The organism is Blautia sp. OM07-19 (genome assembly GCF_003481595.1).
Taxonomy (GTDB): domain Bacteria; phylum Bacillota; class Clostridia; order Lachnospirales; family Lachnospiraceae; genus Blautia_A; species Blautia_A intestinihominis.
The window spans coordinates 22,692-37,834 of sequence record NZ_QULA01000032.1 but is presented as its reverse complement, the minus strand read 5'-3'; the positions used below and the strand labels follow the sequence as shown (position 1 = coordinate 37,834).

Annotated in this window: 16 protein-coding genes and 1 pseudogene; all 17 read right to left on the bottom strand. The window is 35.6% G+C overall.

The annotated features are described in order from the left end of the window. Positions 1-55: 55 nt before the first annotated feature. Positions 56-550 carry an HD domain-containing protein gene (locus DXC01_RS16580; RefSeq protein ID WP_008981870.1) on the bottom strand — a complete coding sequence of 165 codons (495 nt, stop codon included), beginning with the start codon at positions 548-550 and terminating at the stop codon, positions 56-58. Positions 551-587: 37 nt separating this feature from the next. Beyond that, positions 588-1,349, bottom strand: coding sequence for a class I SAM-dependent methyltransferase (locus DXC01_RS16575; RefSeq protein ID WP_199705033.1), 762 nt, complete (start codon positions 1,347-1,349; stop codon positions 588-590). A 131-nt stretch (positions 1,350-1,480) separates the two neighbouring features. Beyond that, entirely contained in the window at positions 1,481-1,774 is a 294-nt protein-coding gene (locus DXC01_RS20740; protein WP_243111645.1) for a desulfoferrodoxin family protein, read from the bottom strand. 214 nt (positions 1,775-1,988) lie between these two features. Continuing rightward, the gene (locus DXC01_RS16565) at positions 1,989-3,602 is read right to left on the bottom strand and encodes a recombinase family protein (protein WP_002303255.1); all 1,614 of its coding nucleotides are present in this window, start codon (positions 3,600-3,602) and stop codon (positions 1,989-1,991) included. 111 nt (positions 3,603-3,713) lie between these two features. Further along, positions 3,714-3,923 (bottom strand): hypothetical protein, encoded by a 210-nt coding sequence (locus tag DXC01_RS16560; protein WP_002303258.1) that lies wholly within the window; start codon positions 3,921-3,923, stop codon positions 3,714-3,716. Positions 3,924-4,911: 988 nt separating this feature from the next. Then, positions 4,912-6,126 carry an XRE family transcriptional regulator gene (locus tag DXC01_RS16550; protein WP_002303260.1) on the bottom strand — a complete coding sequence of 405 codons (1,215 nt, stop codon included), beginning with the start codon at positions 6,124-6,126 and terminating at the stop codon, positions 4,912-4,914. A gap of 127 nt (positions 6,127-6,253) precedes the next feature. After that, on the bottom strand, positions 6,254-6,724 hold the full coding sequence (locus DXC01_RS16545; RefSeq protein WP_002303261.1) for a GyrI-like domain-containing protein: 471 nt from the start codon (positions 6,722-6,724) through the stop codon (positions 6,254-6,256). Further along, positions 6,721-6,963 carry a DUF3781 domain-containing protein gene (locus DXC01_RS16540; RefSeq protein ID WP_002303262.1) on the bottom strand — a complete coding sequence of 81 codons (243 nt, stop codon included), beginning with the start codon at positions 6,961-6,963 and terminating at the stop codon, positions 6,721-6,723. Before DXC01_RS16540 ends, DXC01_RS16545 begins: the two co-directional genes overlap by 4 nt. Before the next feature lie 545 nt (positions 6,964-7,508). After that, the gene (locus tag DXC01_RS16535) at positions 7,509-8,039 is read right to left on the bottom strand and encodes a dihydrofolate reductase family protein (protein ID WP_002303421.1); all 531 of its coding nucleotides are present in this window, start codon (positions 8,037-8,039) and stop codon (positions 7,509-7,511) included. 181 nt (positions 8,040-8,220) lie between these two features. Next, entirely contained in the window at positions 8,221-8,877 is a 657-nt protein-coding gene (locus DXC01_RS16530) for a hypothetical protein (RefSeq protein ID WP_002303420.1), read from the bottom strand. Positions 8,878-8,981: 104 nt separating this feature from the next. Continuing rightward, a pseudogene (gene dfrF, locus DXC01_RS16525) lies at positions 8,982-9,477 on the bottom strand (trimethoprim-resistant dihydrofolate reductase DfrF). 394 nt (positions 9,478-9,871) lie between these two features. Beyond that, positions 9,872-10,018: a helix-turn-helix domain-containing protein gene (locus DXC01_RS16520; protein WP_118699381.1), complete on the bottom strand. Its 147-nt coding sequence runs from the start codon at positions 10,016-10,018 to the stop codon at positions 9,872-9,874. Between the two features lie 357 nt (positions 10,019-10,375). Next, positions 10,376-11,629, bottom strand: a complete 1,254-nt coding sequence (locus tag DXC01_RS16515; protein ID WP_118699386.1) for an ATP-binding protein — start codon at positions 11,627-11,629, stop codon at positions 10,376-10,378. Between the two features lie 151 nt (positions 11,630-11,780). Beyond that, positions 11,781-11,933 (bottom strand): hypothetical protein, encoded by a 153-nt coding sequence (locus DXC01_RS20195; protein WP_158583646.1) that lies wholly within the window; start codon positions 11,931-11,933, stop codon positions 11,781-11,783. A gap of 433 nt (positions 11,934-12,366) precedes the next feature. Then, positions 12,367-13,086: a TatD family hydrolase gene (locus tag DXC01_RS16510; protein ID WP_118699380.1), complete on the bottom strand. Its 720-nt coding sequence runs from the start codon at positions 13,084-13,086 to the stop codon at positions 12,367-12,369. Beyond that, positions 13,070-14,455, bottom strand: a complete 1,386-nt coding sequence (gene qatC, locus DXC01_RS16505) for a Qat anti-phage system QueC-like protein QatC (RefSeq protein ID WP_118699379.1) — start codon at positions 14,453-14,455, stop codon at positions 13,070-13,072. Before qatC ends, DXC01_RS16510 begins: the two co-directional genes overlap by 17 nt. A 3-nt stretch (positions 14,456-14,458) precedes the next feature. Then, positions 14,459-15,142, bottom strand: a complete 684-nt coding sequence (locus DXC01_RS16500; protein ID WP_118699378.1) for a hypothetical protein — start codon at positions 15,140-15,142, stop codon at positions 14,459-14,461. Position 15,143 lies beyond the last annotated feature (1 nt).

The following is a 15,143-nucleotide window of genomic DNA, read 5'->3' as shown; positions in this document are numbered from 1 at the left end:
CACTCCTGCGCTTTCATCTCGGTAATTGAATTGCCGAGGATTCCCGCTTATTATCCTAATCTAAAATAAAGCGATTATAAGCTATCCTTTTTCCTGTGTTTGTTTTAAAGTTTTCATCTATACACTTTTTTATCTTTTCCTGTTCTTTTTCTTTATCCATAACCGTTAAATTTTCAAGCAAATCAGCTTCCCATTGTATTTGAAAATCTAGTCCATCAATTTTAGATGGAGTATGATGGTTGCCTATTATAAAGCATATTCTATCAATATTTTTGTTATAGCCTACCTTTTTTAATATTTCTTTCGCTACTTCTGGTCCTTCCTTTTCTTGATAGACACCATCAATAGAACCGTATTTTTTTTGTGCTTCAACCGCACCAATATCATGTAGTATAGCAATAATACTGATGAATTCTTTTTCTTCCTCTCCGATATTTTCTCCTTTCATTATATCTTCTGCATTTTTCAAAACTTTGAGAGTATGCTCTATGCCAAAAGGAATTTCTTTGAATACTTCTTTCATCTCTATAATAATTTTTTCTTTAAACATAAATTACCTCCATTTATACCTTATAGGAGTTTTAGTTCTATCTATCCACTTTTTTGTTCGCCGATACAATCAGCATCATGGGACGGCGCATTTCATCCCGCATCCCCGGAATATCCATCATGTATTCCGGCGGCTGCGGCTCCACAATATGATTTATTATAAAACCATTTGAAAGCAGTGTATTTAGATATGTGGTCAGTGTTCTATGAAATTTTGTAACCTTTTCTCCCAAAAACACAGCTGTTCGTTTGCCCTCATAATAATAATTATCCACCGGAAAATGCAGTATTTCTCCTTTTTCGTTATAATACCAGTCTTGTGTTCCATAGGCAGTAAAAACAGGATGTTCAACCGTAAAAACTAGCTTACCACCAGACTTCAGTATTCTATATATCTTTTTTACTAAAATCTCATAATCTGCTACATAGTGAAACGCAAGTGAACTTAATATTACATCAAAACTCTCCTCTGGGAATTCCACATCTTCTATAGCACAGCATTTATATTCAACCTGTGGAAAATGTGTTTTTTCTTTGGCTATCTCGAGCATTTTATGAGAAATATCAACACCTACAACAGAAGACGCTCCGTGTTCCATCGCATAAATACAGTACCATCCATAGCCGCATCCTAAATCAAGCACACGCTTATCTTTAAAATCCGGCAGCAGCTTTCTCAATGTTTCCCATTCTCCTGCACCGGCTAGTCCCTGCTGTGAGCGACTCATTTGACTGTATTTTTGAAAAAATATATCATCATCATATTTGTTTTCTTTTCCATATTCTACATAATTCAACATCTTTCACCTCGCTGTAAACTTCCGATTTTTCGTTCTCTGCGACTTCCCAATAAACGGAAATTTTCATTGCTTTCATCCATTAATGGATAATCAAAGCATATGATTGATTTCTCTGCCATTTTATCGTCAATTCAATTTTTCAGCAGAGTAACCGAAAACAATCCACTTCTATTGCAGTAAAAATAGATCTTTTTTACTCCGTTAATCTTAAAACGTGCCTGTGCATCTCCTTCCGGATACAGCTTTACCATCTGCATCCTGTCAGAAGAAACTGCTGCAATAAAAGAAATGTAATGATCTTTGGTCATCTCATGCCTTATCTGCACATAATATTCATCCTCTACATGTTCTATAAAAATCTTATGGTTTTCGTCTGTTTCTTCAGCTTCTTCCGGTTGCAGTAATACTCCATGACAGTGAATCACAGATTCTCCCATACCATGAATTACATTTCCACAAACCGGACACACATAAAATTGGGAACGCAACATATTTGCAGATATATTGGAATTATAAACTGTATTCCCAGAAATCAGCTCAGCAACAGACACCGAAAGGGCATTGGCAATCGGATCTAATAATGTAATATCCGGATATCCTTTTCCGGTTTCCCTTAGTTAAAAATATTACTCTTGTTGATTACTCAACTCTTCCAATAAATCGGTAATATATCTCAATTTCCTGTATTCTTTCGTTATCCTCATTCGTTGTTGCTTCATGTATGAGGATTTTTTCTATCATGGCATTTAATAATGGTGCTGTCAGTTCCTTTGGTACGGAATATTCCTTGATTAACTCAATCCACTTTTCAGCACCTATCATATCCTGTTCCATTTTACTTAGTTCTTCTCTTAGGCTTGTTATCTGCTGTTCCAGTTCTATCTGTTCTTTTTGGTACTTGCTGGACAACATCACAAAATTTCGCTCTGTTATCTTCTCACAGGCTCTATCTTCATACATTTTCGCAAATAAACGGTCAATCTCATTTTGTCTGTTCTCGGCTTTCTTCAATGTACTTGCCTTTTTCTTCTTTTCCCGTATTCTCTCTGCATTGCCAGCTTTCTGTATCTTGTTCAATACCTTTTCTTCGTCCTGCTGTACTGCCTTAGCCCAATACTGCAAGCGTTCCAATACGGCTTGATACAGCACATCATAACGAATGTAGTGCATAGAACAATTACCTTTGCCAAACTGCCCGTAGTAACTGCAAGCATAATAACTGTAAGGCGTTTTATTTGTCTTATTCGTTCCAAATCTCATAGACCAACCACAATCCGCACACTTGACAAGCCCTGCAAAAATCGGCGTTGCCTTTTCCTTTGTCTGTCTGCGTCTTGATTTTATCTGCTCCTGCACACGATAGAACACTTCCTTGTCAATAATCGGCTCGTGAGTGTTTTCTACTCGAAACCATTCACTTTCGGGCTTACGCACTTTCTTTTTGCTCTTGAACGATACCGTAGACTGCATATTGTGAACACTGTTTCCGATATAAACCTCACTTTTCAATATCGCCTTGACATGAGCAATCGTCCACTCATAACGCTTACTTTCGGGTTTTCCCTCAAAGATATGTGCAAAAGTACCGTATCTTGTAAAATTTAGCCATGACGCTGTCGGAACTTTTTCTGCTCTTAACTGCTTTGTGATTTTTGCACTTCCGTAACCTTGATAGGCTAGGGAAAAGATTTTTTCAATAATCCATTTTGTTTCATCATCAACCAACAGTTTTCCTTTGATGTCAGGGTGTTTCTTATATCCTAACGGAGCATAAGCACCGTAATGAGCCCCCTCCGCAAACTTTGTCTTAAATGCTGATTTGACTTTACGGCTTGTATCTCTTGCCACCCATTCATTGATGATGTTCTTAAATGGTGCAATCTCACTTTCGCCTTTTTCGCTGTCTACACCGTCATCAATCGCTATGTAGCGGACATTATGACTAGGGAAATACAATTCTGTATATTGTCCTGTCATAATATAATTTCTGCCAAGACGGGAAAGGTCTTTCGTTACAACACAGTTGATTTTTCCTGCCTCTATATCCTCAATCATTCTTTGAAAACTCGGTCTGTCAAAATTTGTTCCCGACCAGCCGTCATCAATATATTCATCAATGACATTCAAATGATGTTCTTTTGCATATAAACGCAACATACTTCTCTGTGTGGTAATGCTGGAACTTTCGCCCTGTAATTCATCATCTCGGCTTAACCTAAGATAAAGTGCAGTATTGTAAATCTGTTGTTTCATTGTCAGTTATCCTCCTTTATAACTAACCCGTGTTTACAATACCTGCTTGCAAGTAAAGTATAACACGGGTACTTTTTGTCATTCAATCTATTTCTTACAACTGCACCGATTTTATGCGATTGTCTGCTTTGCTTTTTCCAGCATGACATCAGTTAGAAGTTCTTCCATTGTTTTGCCCTTTTCGGAAAAATGCTCTTTTACTACAATCTTTGTCTTTCCTCTGTTGCCAATGCCACACTTGCCATTTTTCTTTTGAATTGTTTTTACAGCATTATCAATAACACATACCCCCTTTCTGTAAAATCTTTCTAAGCAATTCAACGGCTTTTGTCATAGCCCACAGGAGTTCCACCTCTGCATAGTTCTTATGTAGCCGTACCCATTGCGTGCGACGCTCTTAATGCTCAAGCTGTGGCTGTACGGGAGTATCATTATCTGACAGTACAGGTCATGGCGATAAAAGAGGACAAATCTTTTACAAGAACACAAATAGGTTTTCGCTCGCTCTTGCAGGGGAAAGGTCGTGGCGTATTTGTTTCAACGGCTAGCTGTCTGTCAAACGTATTGAATAGCTTTATTCAGTTGTCAAAGAACGATTGAAAGAAAAAAATCGTCTTTCCTATATATCGCGTTGGAAAAGAGGAGAAACGTAACCAAAATCCAAAACTTTTTCCATTATTAGTACAAATGGAACGGTTCATTTTGGCAATCAACGGTTGATTTTCTCCTTTTTCACTACTATCTGTACAGCAAACGTCCATTTGCTAAGTTTAAATGGAAAAATTTTAACTTCTTTTCATGCACCATATAGGGATAGAAAATGTCATTTTGCTAAGTTGATGATGAAAAAAGAATATTTTCCTTTTCACACCCTAACTACCCAAACCATACCGTTACTGCCAACAATAGAATGAAATATTTTCTTTGCACCATATAGGGAACGGAAACCTTAAATTGTTAAGTTGAGAACAAAGTATTTTCATCTTTTCACATCAACACTCAACTGCTAATGCCTGTTTGAATACAAAATGATGATGTTTTTCCTCTTTTCACAGAAGACTGTCCACTAATCACGAATTTCCGTCATTTTTTCAAAACTTTTTTCTTCTTTCACTTCATATAGGGACAGCAAGCCCCGATTTAATGACCTATTTTCAAAAAAAGTTTAGATTTCCTTTTCTCGCACCATATCTGTACGCAAGTAGCCATTTTGTTGCAGATTTAATAAAAAATTTATTTTTCTTCTTTCACTTCACATAGGGAATGAAAACAGCTCTTTGCTGACTAAATCTGAAATTTTTCAATTACATTAAAAAATACCGTCATTCTCTTGTGGAACAGCGGTATCTATACGTTCTTCTATGGTTGATTTCTCTAATTGTAATAAATGTTTATGCTTGTCTTTTAGTTCTGCCTGCTCAATCATATCTTTCAGTATCGTTGTACGATTTTCTCTGTCTAATGCCTGTACCATTTTTATGGTTGGTGCGACTTGTCTTTGTAGCCAATGCAACGCTTTTTGTAAAGTGTAAGGCTCTGGCTTTGTGGTTAAGCGTATCGGCTCTCTGTTTTCCCCTACAAACCATGCCCAATCATCATTTGTTATCCATTGACTTTTTGGCTTGTCGTCCTCTCTGTCAACAAAGCGGACATAATGATTGATGATAGAAAAAGCGGTGCGTTCAGCGTCCCGATAGGTCAGTAAATCTACAACCGCATAATAGGCTCGTTCGTTCTTCATGCGTATTTCAAAACGGTTCTTAATCTCCGTATCTTCAATTTCTGTGCCATTCTTGACATACTGCTCATAATTTTTCTGATAAGCACACATATATAATTCGCTACTTGTTGAACCGAGATATAAGGTTTCTCCTGTATTCTTTGGTAAATCGCTACCGCATTTTTCTGTACCGCTGTAATCTTTCTGCATACGGAAGTAGGACATACATTCGCCAGCCTTGTATTTTTCCTTTAACTTTGGAATATCCAATATTCCTGCTTTATCATTGATAGCCAAATCAAGCCGTTTCATCACACCACCAGCCGTCATACAATCCAGCATGAAGTCATACCATGAGCGTTCCTGTGCCAGCAGATAACATTCCATTTGCCGACAGCCTTTGCCTTTCAGTTCCAATAAAACACCTAAATGCTCCTGCATGGAACACATGATATTGATGTCGCCAAGTACATATTTGCTTTCATATCCGTATTTTCCATAATCTTCATAAAGCATGTAATTAGATTTCAGTTGTAATACATCACGGATAATCGCCAATGCGTCCGTAGTAGGAAAGCGGACACGAAAGTAATCAATCAATAAGAATAGTGGTTCTTGCGGATTGAAACGCTCAATCTGTTTTTCTATGATTTCTCTTAATTCGTCATTCAATGGCTGTTTTCCTTTTTCAATGCGGTTGTAATATTCACGGCTGATACCACAGGCAACAGCAAGCCTTGTTTGTGTTACTCCGTATTCCTCACGCTTTTGTCTTAGTTCTTCAATAAAGTTTTTATCATTCATTCTTCAATTCCTCCAATCAAAAAAGGCAACTACCATAATTGATAATTGCCTGTCATTAAAAATCTGTATAGAAAAAGCAGTCAATCCTAAGACTAACTGCTTTGTGTGTATGGATATAAAATTGCTTCTAATCTTGAATAGGTATCCAAATTTCAATAACTGAATTATCACTATTCCAATGAAAACGATAATCGTATTTTTCAAAGTGTAGGATAATATCTTTTATAGGAATATACGATGTACTAGGAATAATTTCTTCATAAATCTTGCCATAAGTTTCATATATTTTATCCATAGCACCAATATGCTCCACAACCAAATATTTATAAGACGGTATTTCTTTATACAGAAAGCCCTCTGGGGTAATGGTTCTTTGGGGAATAGAACAGAAATAATAAAGTTTTCCATTTCTTCTTTCCATAAAAGCATATTTTACCCAATTTCCTGATTGTGAAAGATACGCTTTTTTCAAACTACTGTTAAACTTTCTCCAAAACTGTGTACTAATCTGAATATTCTTTTTTTGATAATTAGTCAGTTCTACTTCCTGCCCAATAACTGCAAATGCGTTTAATTCCTTTATAGAAAAATTTATCATTTTACCTTGTGAGCAGTGATAACGGTATAACTGTACGCATTTACCGTTATAATACAATTATCAATCGTTATATACCAGTTTTTTCCTTTTCTTGTGATTTCCGCATTAGAAAGGCTAATTTTTTCTTTGCACCATTCAATTACATTTTCTACATTCAAAGATAAGTTCTTTTTAATTCTAATAACGCCAAGTTCAGTTGTGTGAAGTCTTCCTAAGTTTTCCAGTAATTCATTTTCCATATTTTGATACCTCATTTTTCAGCAAATTTATTTGTATGTTTTATACCCCAATTATAACATTCTCATATCAGCACTACAATAAAAATAATTAAGCACCAATAATCTTATTGAACATCTCCAACCGTAAATCTTTCACACCATCAGTGATAAACACTGAGCTGACAGCAATTACGACAACTACCATAATTGCCTGCACTTAAATTTCTGCAAAAGAAAACGACAATCAATTTCTTATTTTTTGAAATCAACTGTCTTTCTCATATTTACTATTCAATTTTCATAGTGATATAGGTACAATTTATATCACTACTGTAAAAATGGGGTTTTGCCTTATAAATACAGCGTTTTCCGCTTGTTAGTGTATAGTGTTTCTTGTTTTTTGTGCCCCCCTTGTTAGATAACGGGGGCTTTGAACGGCTCGCAAGCTCGCCGAACCGCCGAAGCGAACCGCCCCCTTGCAAGCATGGCGGAAAAATCTTAAGGATTTTCCCGCCAACGTGGTCGGATCGCTCCGTCGGTTTAACAGCTTTTCTGTTTCTCTCTAGTTATCTACGCATATAAATCAAATCGGTTATTCCGTTATAAGTCTGTGTTTTACAAAGCCTTAACTTTATTTCCCTGTCTATGTTGCCCAAAAGACGAACCCCATTTCCTAACAGAGTAGGAATAACAGAAATGTAATATTTATCAATCATATTTTTGCTTACCAACTGCTGAACAAGATTTGCTCCGCCACAAATCCAAATATCCTTTCCTGCTTCTTGTTTTAGCCGTTCCAATAATAAAACAGGATTTTCACTTGTAAAATGAATTTGTTGGGAAGAATTGCACTCTTTATGTGTTAATACATAAGTTGTAAATTTATTATATACCCATTCTTGCGGAGAAAGTTCAGTAACAACCTGATGAGAAGTATTCCACCCCATTAAGACAGTATCTATATCTTTGGTAAATTCTGTATAAGTGTCGATGTTTTCATTGTCATTTCCATGACCATTTAGCCAAGCTACTCCACCATTACCGTCCGCAATATATCCGTCAAGGCTCATGGCAATAAATAAAACTACTTTTCTCATTTTTTCTCTTTTATAAATACAAACAGGAATTTATTTCTCTTTTTTACTCATAAGGGAACAACTGATTGCTACAAATAAACCCATTAAAATCCATGGAAATGCTGCTCTTATAAAATCACTAACCATACTTTATTCCTCCTTAAATTCCAATTTCCTTAGTTCTACAAACTGAAATTTTTGCCTATGAATGTATCTTGTTCTTTATACGCAAACAGGCTTCTGTGTGCATAATCCAATGTCTTGAAAACGGCATTTGAATTAGTCCACAAATATCTTTATTACACCAATAATCAATCAGCCAAATTGCTTTTTCATTGTCGTTTACTACATTCAACGATTCTAAGTATCCTTTTCTTTCTTTCGGTATTTTTCTTTTCAATTCATCATAAGATAACCGTTCAAGCATTTTCTCAGTGCTTTCCCATACTTCGAAAATATATAAATATAATTCTTCCAGATTAAGCTGTTTTGAAAAGTCTGCAATCTGCTGTTTCATGAGTTCATTTCCTGTTGTAATGATAGGTGAATTGATACGCTCTTGATAATTGCCTGCAAAAAATACTTGTTCATCTTCATTTATCACTGTATGCACAACTATATCTTCAATGCGGAAAATATGCCAAATAGAATAAGCAATCGTCTTACTATGATAACCATCAGCGTTTATGAAGGGGATTGAGTTAAAATCTTCTCTGCATAATTCTTCTTTGAAAGATACTAAGGTTTGTATTAACTGACTTCGTAAAGTAAGTAAAGTATCAATACCCCTCTTATAAGTATCTTTCTTTTTTATTTGTGCCTGCATTGTTTTATTAAGTTCAGACCATTCCTTATTCATATTCAATCCTCTCTCAAATTCTGATTTTATCGCCCCATACAAACTGGAATTTGTCTTACAACAATTTATATATGCATAAAAAGCAATATATTTATGAAAACACCCTAAATCCAAAATTTACTCAATTCATTTTTTCCTTACATAAAATGTTCTCGTATATTTCACTTCCTCACCAAGTGTTTCCCCTATCAAAACTTCAAAATCATTGATATCAAATTCTGGAAAGAATGTATCTCCATCTTCAATATTTAAATCTACTTCTGTGATATACATTTTATCTACTATTTGCAAAGCTTCCTTAAATAGTCCATATCCACCAGATATGTATACATCTCGTCCTTTAGCCAATAATAATGCATCTTCTAATGATTTAACTGAAACTAAATTATCTCCTTGATACTCTGTTGTGGTGGAAACAACAATATTCATTCTATTAGGCAACGGATGACCGATTTCTTCATAAGACTTTCGCCCCATAATAACCACATTACCCGTTGTTAACTCTCTAAATTGCTTTTGTTCTCCCTTTATTTTCCATGGTATATTACCATTCTTGCCTATAACATTATTCTTTGACCTCGCAACAATCAAACCTATCATCTATTTCATCCTCCATAATATGATGTCGTACCTGTGATTCCATCAAGTGCACCACATCTTAACAAACTCAAAATTATCTCGAACTAACCAGCTCGACAAATTCCTTTTTTGTCTTCATCTGCATTATATCATATTGTTATAAGCATTGCCATTTCTTTTCTGCTTTTGAAAAGTTACTTATCAGCCTATGTTTTGTAAAGGGTGATATTCAGCATTTCTCACGCAACAAGCCCTTGACAAACCATAGACTAATAAGTTTTAAGGTAATCAAGCAGAAATGAAATAGTCTGCTGTTTCACGGCAACAAAAAAGAGATACCAACACACTTATGTAGTATCTCTTAGTCTAGTAGCAATATTCTTTTGTTTGCAAGCAGGTAAACATGGGCTGTTTCTTAATATCTTTTTGTTTGGGAAACACCTGTCTCCCATTTAGAGATTGTCTTATCACTAACCCCTAATTTGTCTGCTAACTGTAATTGTGTGACATTGTTTTTTTCACGCAGTTCTTTAATCACTGCTCCAGTTACGTATTGATTCATTTTCTTACTACCTCCATAGCCACATTCTAAATCACAGTTTTTATTTCCGCTATCTACGAAAAGTAGAGTTTCCTTTTATACTTCTTTATAATAAACTATCTCCTACACAAATTCCTATTTCTCAGTTTCAAAAACTTTTGTTTATTTCGTTCTTAAGTTCATCTTTATTCTCGTATGTTCTCACTATCGGAATCGTACTCTGTCTGTTCTACATAATCTGCGGAACAGTCTCGTTTGTACGGATAAAAAAATAAACTGAGCCACGGCTGTTCCAACATGAAATCAGCCGTGGCCTTATTTATATCATTTCACTCTTTTTTGAAATAGAACAACACCACAGCAACAACTCAAATCGACTTAAAATTCCAGACTATTCGCATTCAGCAAGAAATACTTCATTCCCATGATGACAAAACCTTCATCATTTCTCCAAGGCTTTTTGCTGCCATTTACTATGACGATCTTCTTGAAAGAGTCCGGGATATTACGCAGAGAATTGAACTCCTGCGTCTGTTTTTCTTCCGAAGTCATGTCATATGCAACCTGGATATAGTATCTCTGGTTTCCTTGATTCACCACAAAGTCAACCTCCAACTGCTTGCGAACACGTTTGCCCTCTTTATCCTTACCGAAGATATCCACGACACCCACATCAACATTGTAGCCACGGATCAGCAGCTCGTTATAAACAATGTTCTCCATGATATGAGTAGGCTCCTGCTGTCTGAAATTCAGACGTGCATTTCTCAGTCCCAGATCAGTAAAGTAGTATTTCAGATTTGCACCGATATACTTTCTGCCCTTAATATCGTATCGGCTTGCCTTGGAAATCAAAAAGGCATCTGTCAAATGGTCGATATGCTTGGAGATGGTTTTATTAGCATAAGTCATCTGGCGCTCACTGGCAAAGGTATTGGCAATCTTTGAAGGGTTGGTCGGTGCGCCGATTGCAGATGCAAGCACATCAACCAGAATCCCAATCTCATCCACGTTCTGAATCTTATTTCTTTCAATAACATCCTTCAGATAGACATTTGCAAAGATGTTCTTCAGATAGTCCGCTTTCTGTCGTTCGCTCTGGAAACTTACGATCTGCGGCAATCCTCCGTAGATCATGTAGTCATCCCAGGCATCATCATAATCGCCGTCATAGACAGAATAAAACTCTGCAAAGGAGAGAGGGTAGATTCTAATCTCATCACCTCTGCCACGGAATTCGGTCACAATGTCGCTGGACAGGAACTTGGAATTACTTCCGGTGACATACACATCAATATTGCTCATGCGGAGCAGGCTGTTCAGCACTTCCTCAAATCGTGGCATGAACTGCACTTCATCTAAAAGGAGATAATACTTCCCGTCGTCTTTCATGGTATCCTTGATGTACTTGAAGCATACCTTGGGATCTCTTAATTCTTCGTTCTCAATACCATCCAATGCAATTTCAATAATATGATCAACATCAACGCCGTTCTCCAGTAAGTATCTCTTAAAGATGGTAAACAGCAAAAAGGATTTGCCACATCTACGAATACCGGTAATCACCTTTATCATTCCATTATCTTTTCGCTCGATCAGCTGCTGTAGGTAAGCGTCTCTTTTAATCTCCACCGTTACATTCCCCATTTCCGTGCATCTGCACACTTTTTAGTAATAAGATTCTATCACAGAACGACCTGAATTTCAATAAGTATTCCCATTTTATGTGCATCTACACACTTTTATGTAATGTTGATAAATATATAAGAAGCAGTTAATTCTTTTACCTCCTGTTTTCTTTTTGAACATCTTTATTGATATTCCTTTGGGCGGCTGACTTTTTTTCATCTCCGCAAATGGCCTGAACCCGCCATTTATGCGGCTTTTTAAGGTTTCTTTTATGTTCTTTTTTGGATATAAAAAAACCTTGCTTCAAGGGATTTTCTCCCCTGAGACAAGGTTTTAGTTTCTTTTGGGTTTTCTTTTTGGGACTCCTTTTAAGGCTTTTGGCACGGTGTAGTTTTGTCAGGCAGGATTAGTAAAATTGTGTCAAAAGGGAGTGCGAAAGAACAAGTCCGCTACTCAAACTCGGTAAATTCGAAAGCATCTCTAAACATATATGTTTAGTTTTTATCTCTTTTCTGCCGGTATTTTATCTCTGTTACATATATTATTTTGGCTTGCTGATTTTCTGTTGCCAATTTGTTGTCACTTCATTATAACTGCATTGAAATTACTTCGCAATCATTATTTTGAATATATCACATCATTTCTTGAAAATAAATATACGTCATACCGTTTTCTTCTCTTTAAGAATGTTCTACCAATACTCGGTACAGACTGCGTAGACTTATGTCAATATTATTCTTTTATTTAGTCAGCAATAGATTTTTAAAATTATCAAAAACGACTCGTATCAATTCTGGTTCATCCAGCGATTTTGCTATAAGTTCATACTCTTCCAGCAATAATGATGGTGAAAACTTTTTTCCATTTACTTTTGAATATGGTCCATCACTTTCTATCAACAATCTATCTTTCGGAATTGCATTCACAACATCCATATTTTTTACCATACTTGCATTTACCGAAAAATAACATCCTAAGTGAATAAAATCTTTTTGAAGTTCAACATTTCCAGTATACCAATGCAATATACATCTTCTCGGACAATATTTGCTCAAAATTTTTAAAGCAATTTCTTCTGCACCCCTTATATGGATTGACATTACTTTATTCTTTTCAGAACAAGCCTCAACAATTTTTTCAAACCATTTTATCTGCTTATTTTTTTCTATCCCTGTTTTTTTTGTAAAATCCAATCCAATCTCACCAACATATTCTGTTTGTGGCAGCATCTTCATGAAGTCTCTTAAATCCTTCTCTTTTAAATCCATATTGAGTGGATGAAACCCCAATGCGAATTTAATATATTTATTATCACCAAATATATTCTTACAGCTTAAAAATACACCTGGTGAATTTGTCATGCATAATGTATACTGTTTTTTCCCGACAATTATTTTATAAATCTCATTATAATTCTTATACATATCCAAATGGAAATGAGTATCAATCAGTCCTTGCACATTTTTCTCCTATGAATCCCTTTATTTCATCATCTTCCGATAATAACTCTATCAGATCTTCCATTGTTGATTTATAAACTCGCAAAAACTTTTGAACCGATTCTTCATCCAGTTTCCCCGAACATCTTATCATATCTTTTAAGCCCTTATCATCAATTTTTTTGTATCTATATAAAGTACTAATCACGGCACGCAAATCATTTGCCTTTTGATTGTTAGAGTTATTCTTCAAAAATTCTGAGGCACTCTCAGTGTACCAGTATCGGAAATCCTTTATATCAAGCAGGGAGCTTTTACGTATTAAACATGGATAACAATACCCACAATTTATTGGATAATCTGAATTCCGCTCTTTATCATATCTAGCCAAACAAGGATGAGAACATGAAATAGTATCCATATAATGTTTTTTAAATGCTTCCGTATTTTTTACTCCATTCACGATTTCTCTCTTTGTTGAATAGGCATAAAAGTTCTGAATTGGATTTTTTATTCCAACCATATGTAAGATATTCAAAAAACGTCCTAAAAAATATGGATGAGTAGTTCTCGTACTGCAAGTGCCTTTTCTACTATTAGTCAATGGGATATTTAATCCAATGAATCCATTTTCTGGTATATAAACCGGCATATCATTGCCAAGAATACCAGCTATTGATAACGCTGCACACAAAAATAACAGGGATCTTCCCCGGGACGTATCTTCATGTTTTTTCAAACGTTCCCCATCCATTGTAATAGGGGCACGTGAATTAGCAGAGAATCCGATAAAACGCACTTTCTGATTCGAATATCTCTCCTGAAACGTTAAAACAAAGTTTTCCTGTTTTTTCTTCAATTTAGGATATTCATTATGACCTACTAAGCAAGGCGATTTTCCTTCCTCCAACAATTTTATTGCTCCACAAAAGGAATCTAAACCGCCAGAGAATAAACATATACAATCACAGCCCTTTATATCAAGATGAATCCGGTTTGGATATTCACGTTTGCTATACATTTTTTCGCACTGTCTAAAATGAATATCCCATTTATCACCTGTAAGAAATCCTAATGTTTGATTCCAGTATTCTTCTGTTCCATGCCATTTACTCATTTGTAATACTGGAATTGATACACTAAGTTCTCTTGTCCAACAATCTGGAAATAATCTTCTCGAAACTCTTTTATCTATCGCAAAAACACTAATACCTATGATAAATAAATCTTCATAAATTTCTGGTATAGCCATGCAGTCCATTCTATACCAGGTATCTGTAATACCGGAAAAAATAGTGCTGTATTTTTTTCTCGTCAATGTAAAAACGTACGAATCATTCCACTCTGCATTTGGATGCATTTCGTTTTCTTTATCTATCCATACTCTCATTTTCTATGCCTCTCCATAAAACAATTCAAATACCTTGTACGCATCTTCAAGTGACCTTTTTACTACCTCTGATGCTTGCAAGTGTCCAAAGTCCATGATTTTTATATCTTCCAGTTTCAAGTTGTTATGTAATTCATTAGAAATATACTTATCCATTTTTTCTAATAAACGCTCAGTTTCTTCAGGATTCCTTTTCATGCGTATCTTTTCTTCATATCGGAATGCAAAACTAAATTTTATATACTCAATTAGCATTTCTTTCAACAAAACATCTGGAGCAACATCCTTTAAATCTCCCAAATCTGTTATGTTTAGTCCTTTCAAAGCTGCTCTAATGGCTTCTGCTGACAAATAATCTTCCGTCGTGTTCCCATAATTTGTAAAATCCTGAATAAGTTCATTATATATTTCATCTGATGATTTCCCTATCAAATCATTACGATTAAACTCATGCAACGCATTATTTATTCCGCCGTGCGATACTGCCTTAGCAAATGATAGAATACTTCCTGCTGCTTTTGTAAATTGTTCTGAAGTTGCTATATCATGATGCATTGCCGATGCATATTTACTTGCTGCCTTGGCTCTAGACTCTCCATCTCCACTATTTATGTAAGAAGTCACTGCTCGTTTCGCTTGCGACCAATGCGGTGTCGTCGGTGCAATATATCCTTTTGATGTTCCCATA

What these genes read in the sequence shown, in the direction of transcription:
- DXC01_RS16550 (WP_002303260.1), bottom strand. Translation starts at nt 6,126, where the DNA reads ATGAATGATAAAAACTTTATTGAAGAACTAAGACAAAAGCGTGAGGAA.
- DXC01_RS16580 (WP_008981870.1), bottom strand. Translation starts at nt 550, where the DNA reads ATGTTTAAAGAAAAAATTATTATAGAGATGAAAGAAGTATTCAAAGAA.
- DXC01_RS16575 (WP_199705033.1), bottom strand. Translation starts at nt 1,349, where the DNA reads ATGTTGAATTATGTAGAATATGGAAAAGAAAACAAATATGATGATGAT.
- qatC (WP_118699379.1), bottom strand. Translation starts at nt 14,455, where the DNA reads ATGAGAGTATGGATAGATAAAGAAAACGAAATGCATCCAAATGCAGAG.
- DXC01_RS16520 (WP_118699381.1), bottom strand. Translation starts at nt 10,018, where the DNA reads ATGAATCAATACGTAACTGGAGCAGTGATTAAAGAACTGCGTGAAAAA.
- DXC01_RS16545 (WP_002303261.1), bottom strand. Translation starts at nt 6,724, where the DNA reads ATGATAAATTTTTCTATAAAGGAATTAAACGCATTTGCAGTTATTGGG.
- DXC01_RS16530 (WP_002303420.1), bottom strand. Translation starts at nt 8,877, where the DNA reads ATGAATAAGGAATGGTCTGAACTTAATAAAACAATGCAGGCACAAATA.
- DXC01_RS16535 (WP_002303421.1), bottom strand. Translation starts at nt 8,039, where the DNA reads ATGAGAAAAGTAGTTTTATTTATTGCCATGAGCCTTGACGGATATATT.
- DXC01_RS16565 (WP_002303255.1), bottom strand. Translation starts at nt 3,602, where the DNA reads ATGAAACAACAGATTTACAATACTGCACTTTATCTTAGGTTAAGCCGA.
- DXC01_RS16540 (WP_002303262.1), bottom strand. Translation starts at nt 6,963, where the DNA reads ATGGAAAATGAATTACTGGAAAACTTAGGAAGACTTCACACAACTGAA.
- DXC01_RS16500 (WP_118699378.1), bottom strand. Translation starts at nt 15,142, where the DNA reads ATGGGAACATCAAAAGGATATATTGCACCGACGACACCGCATTGGTCG.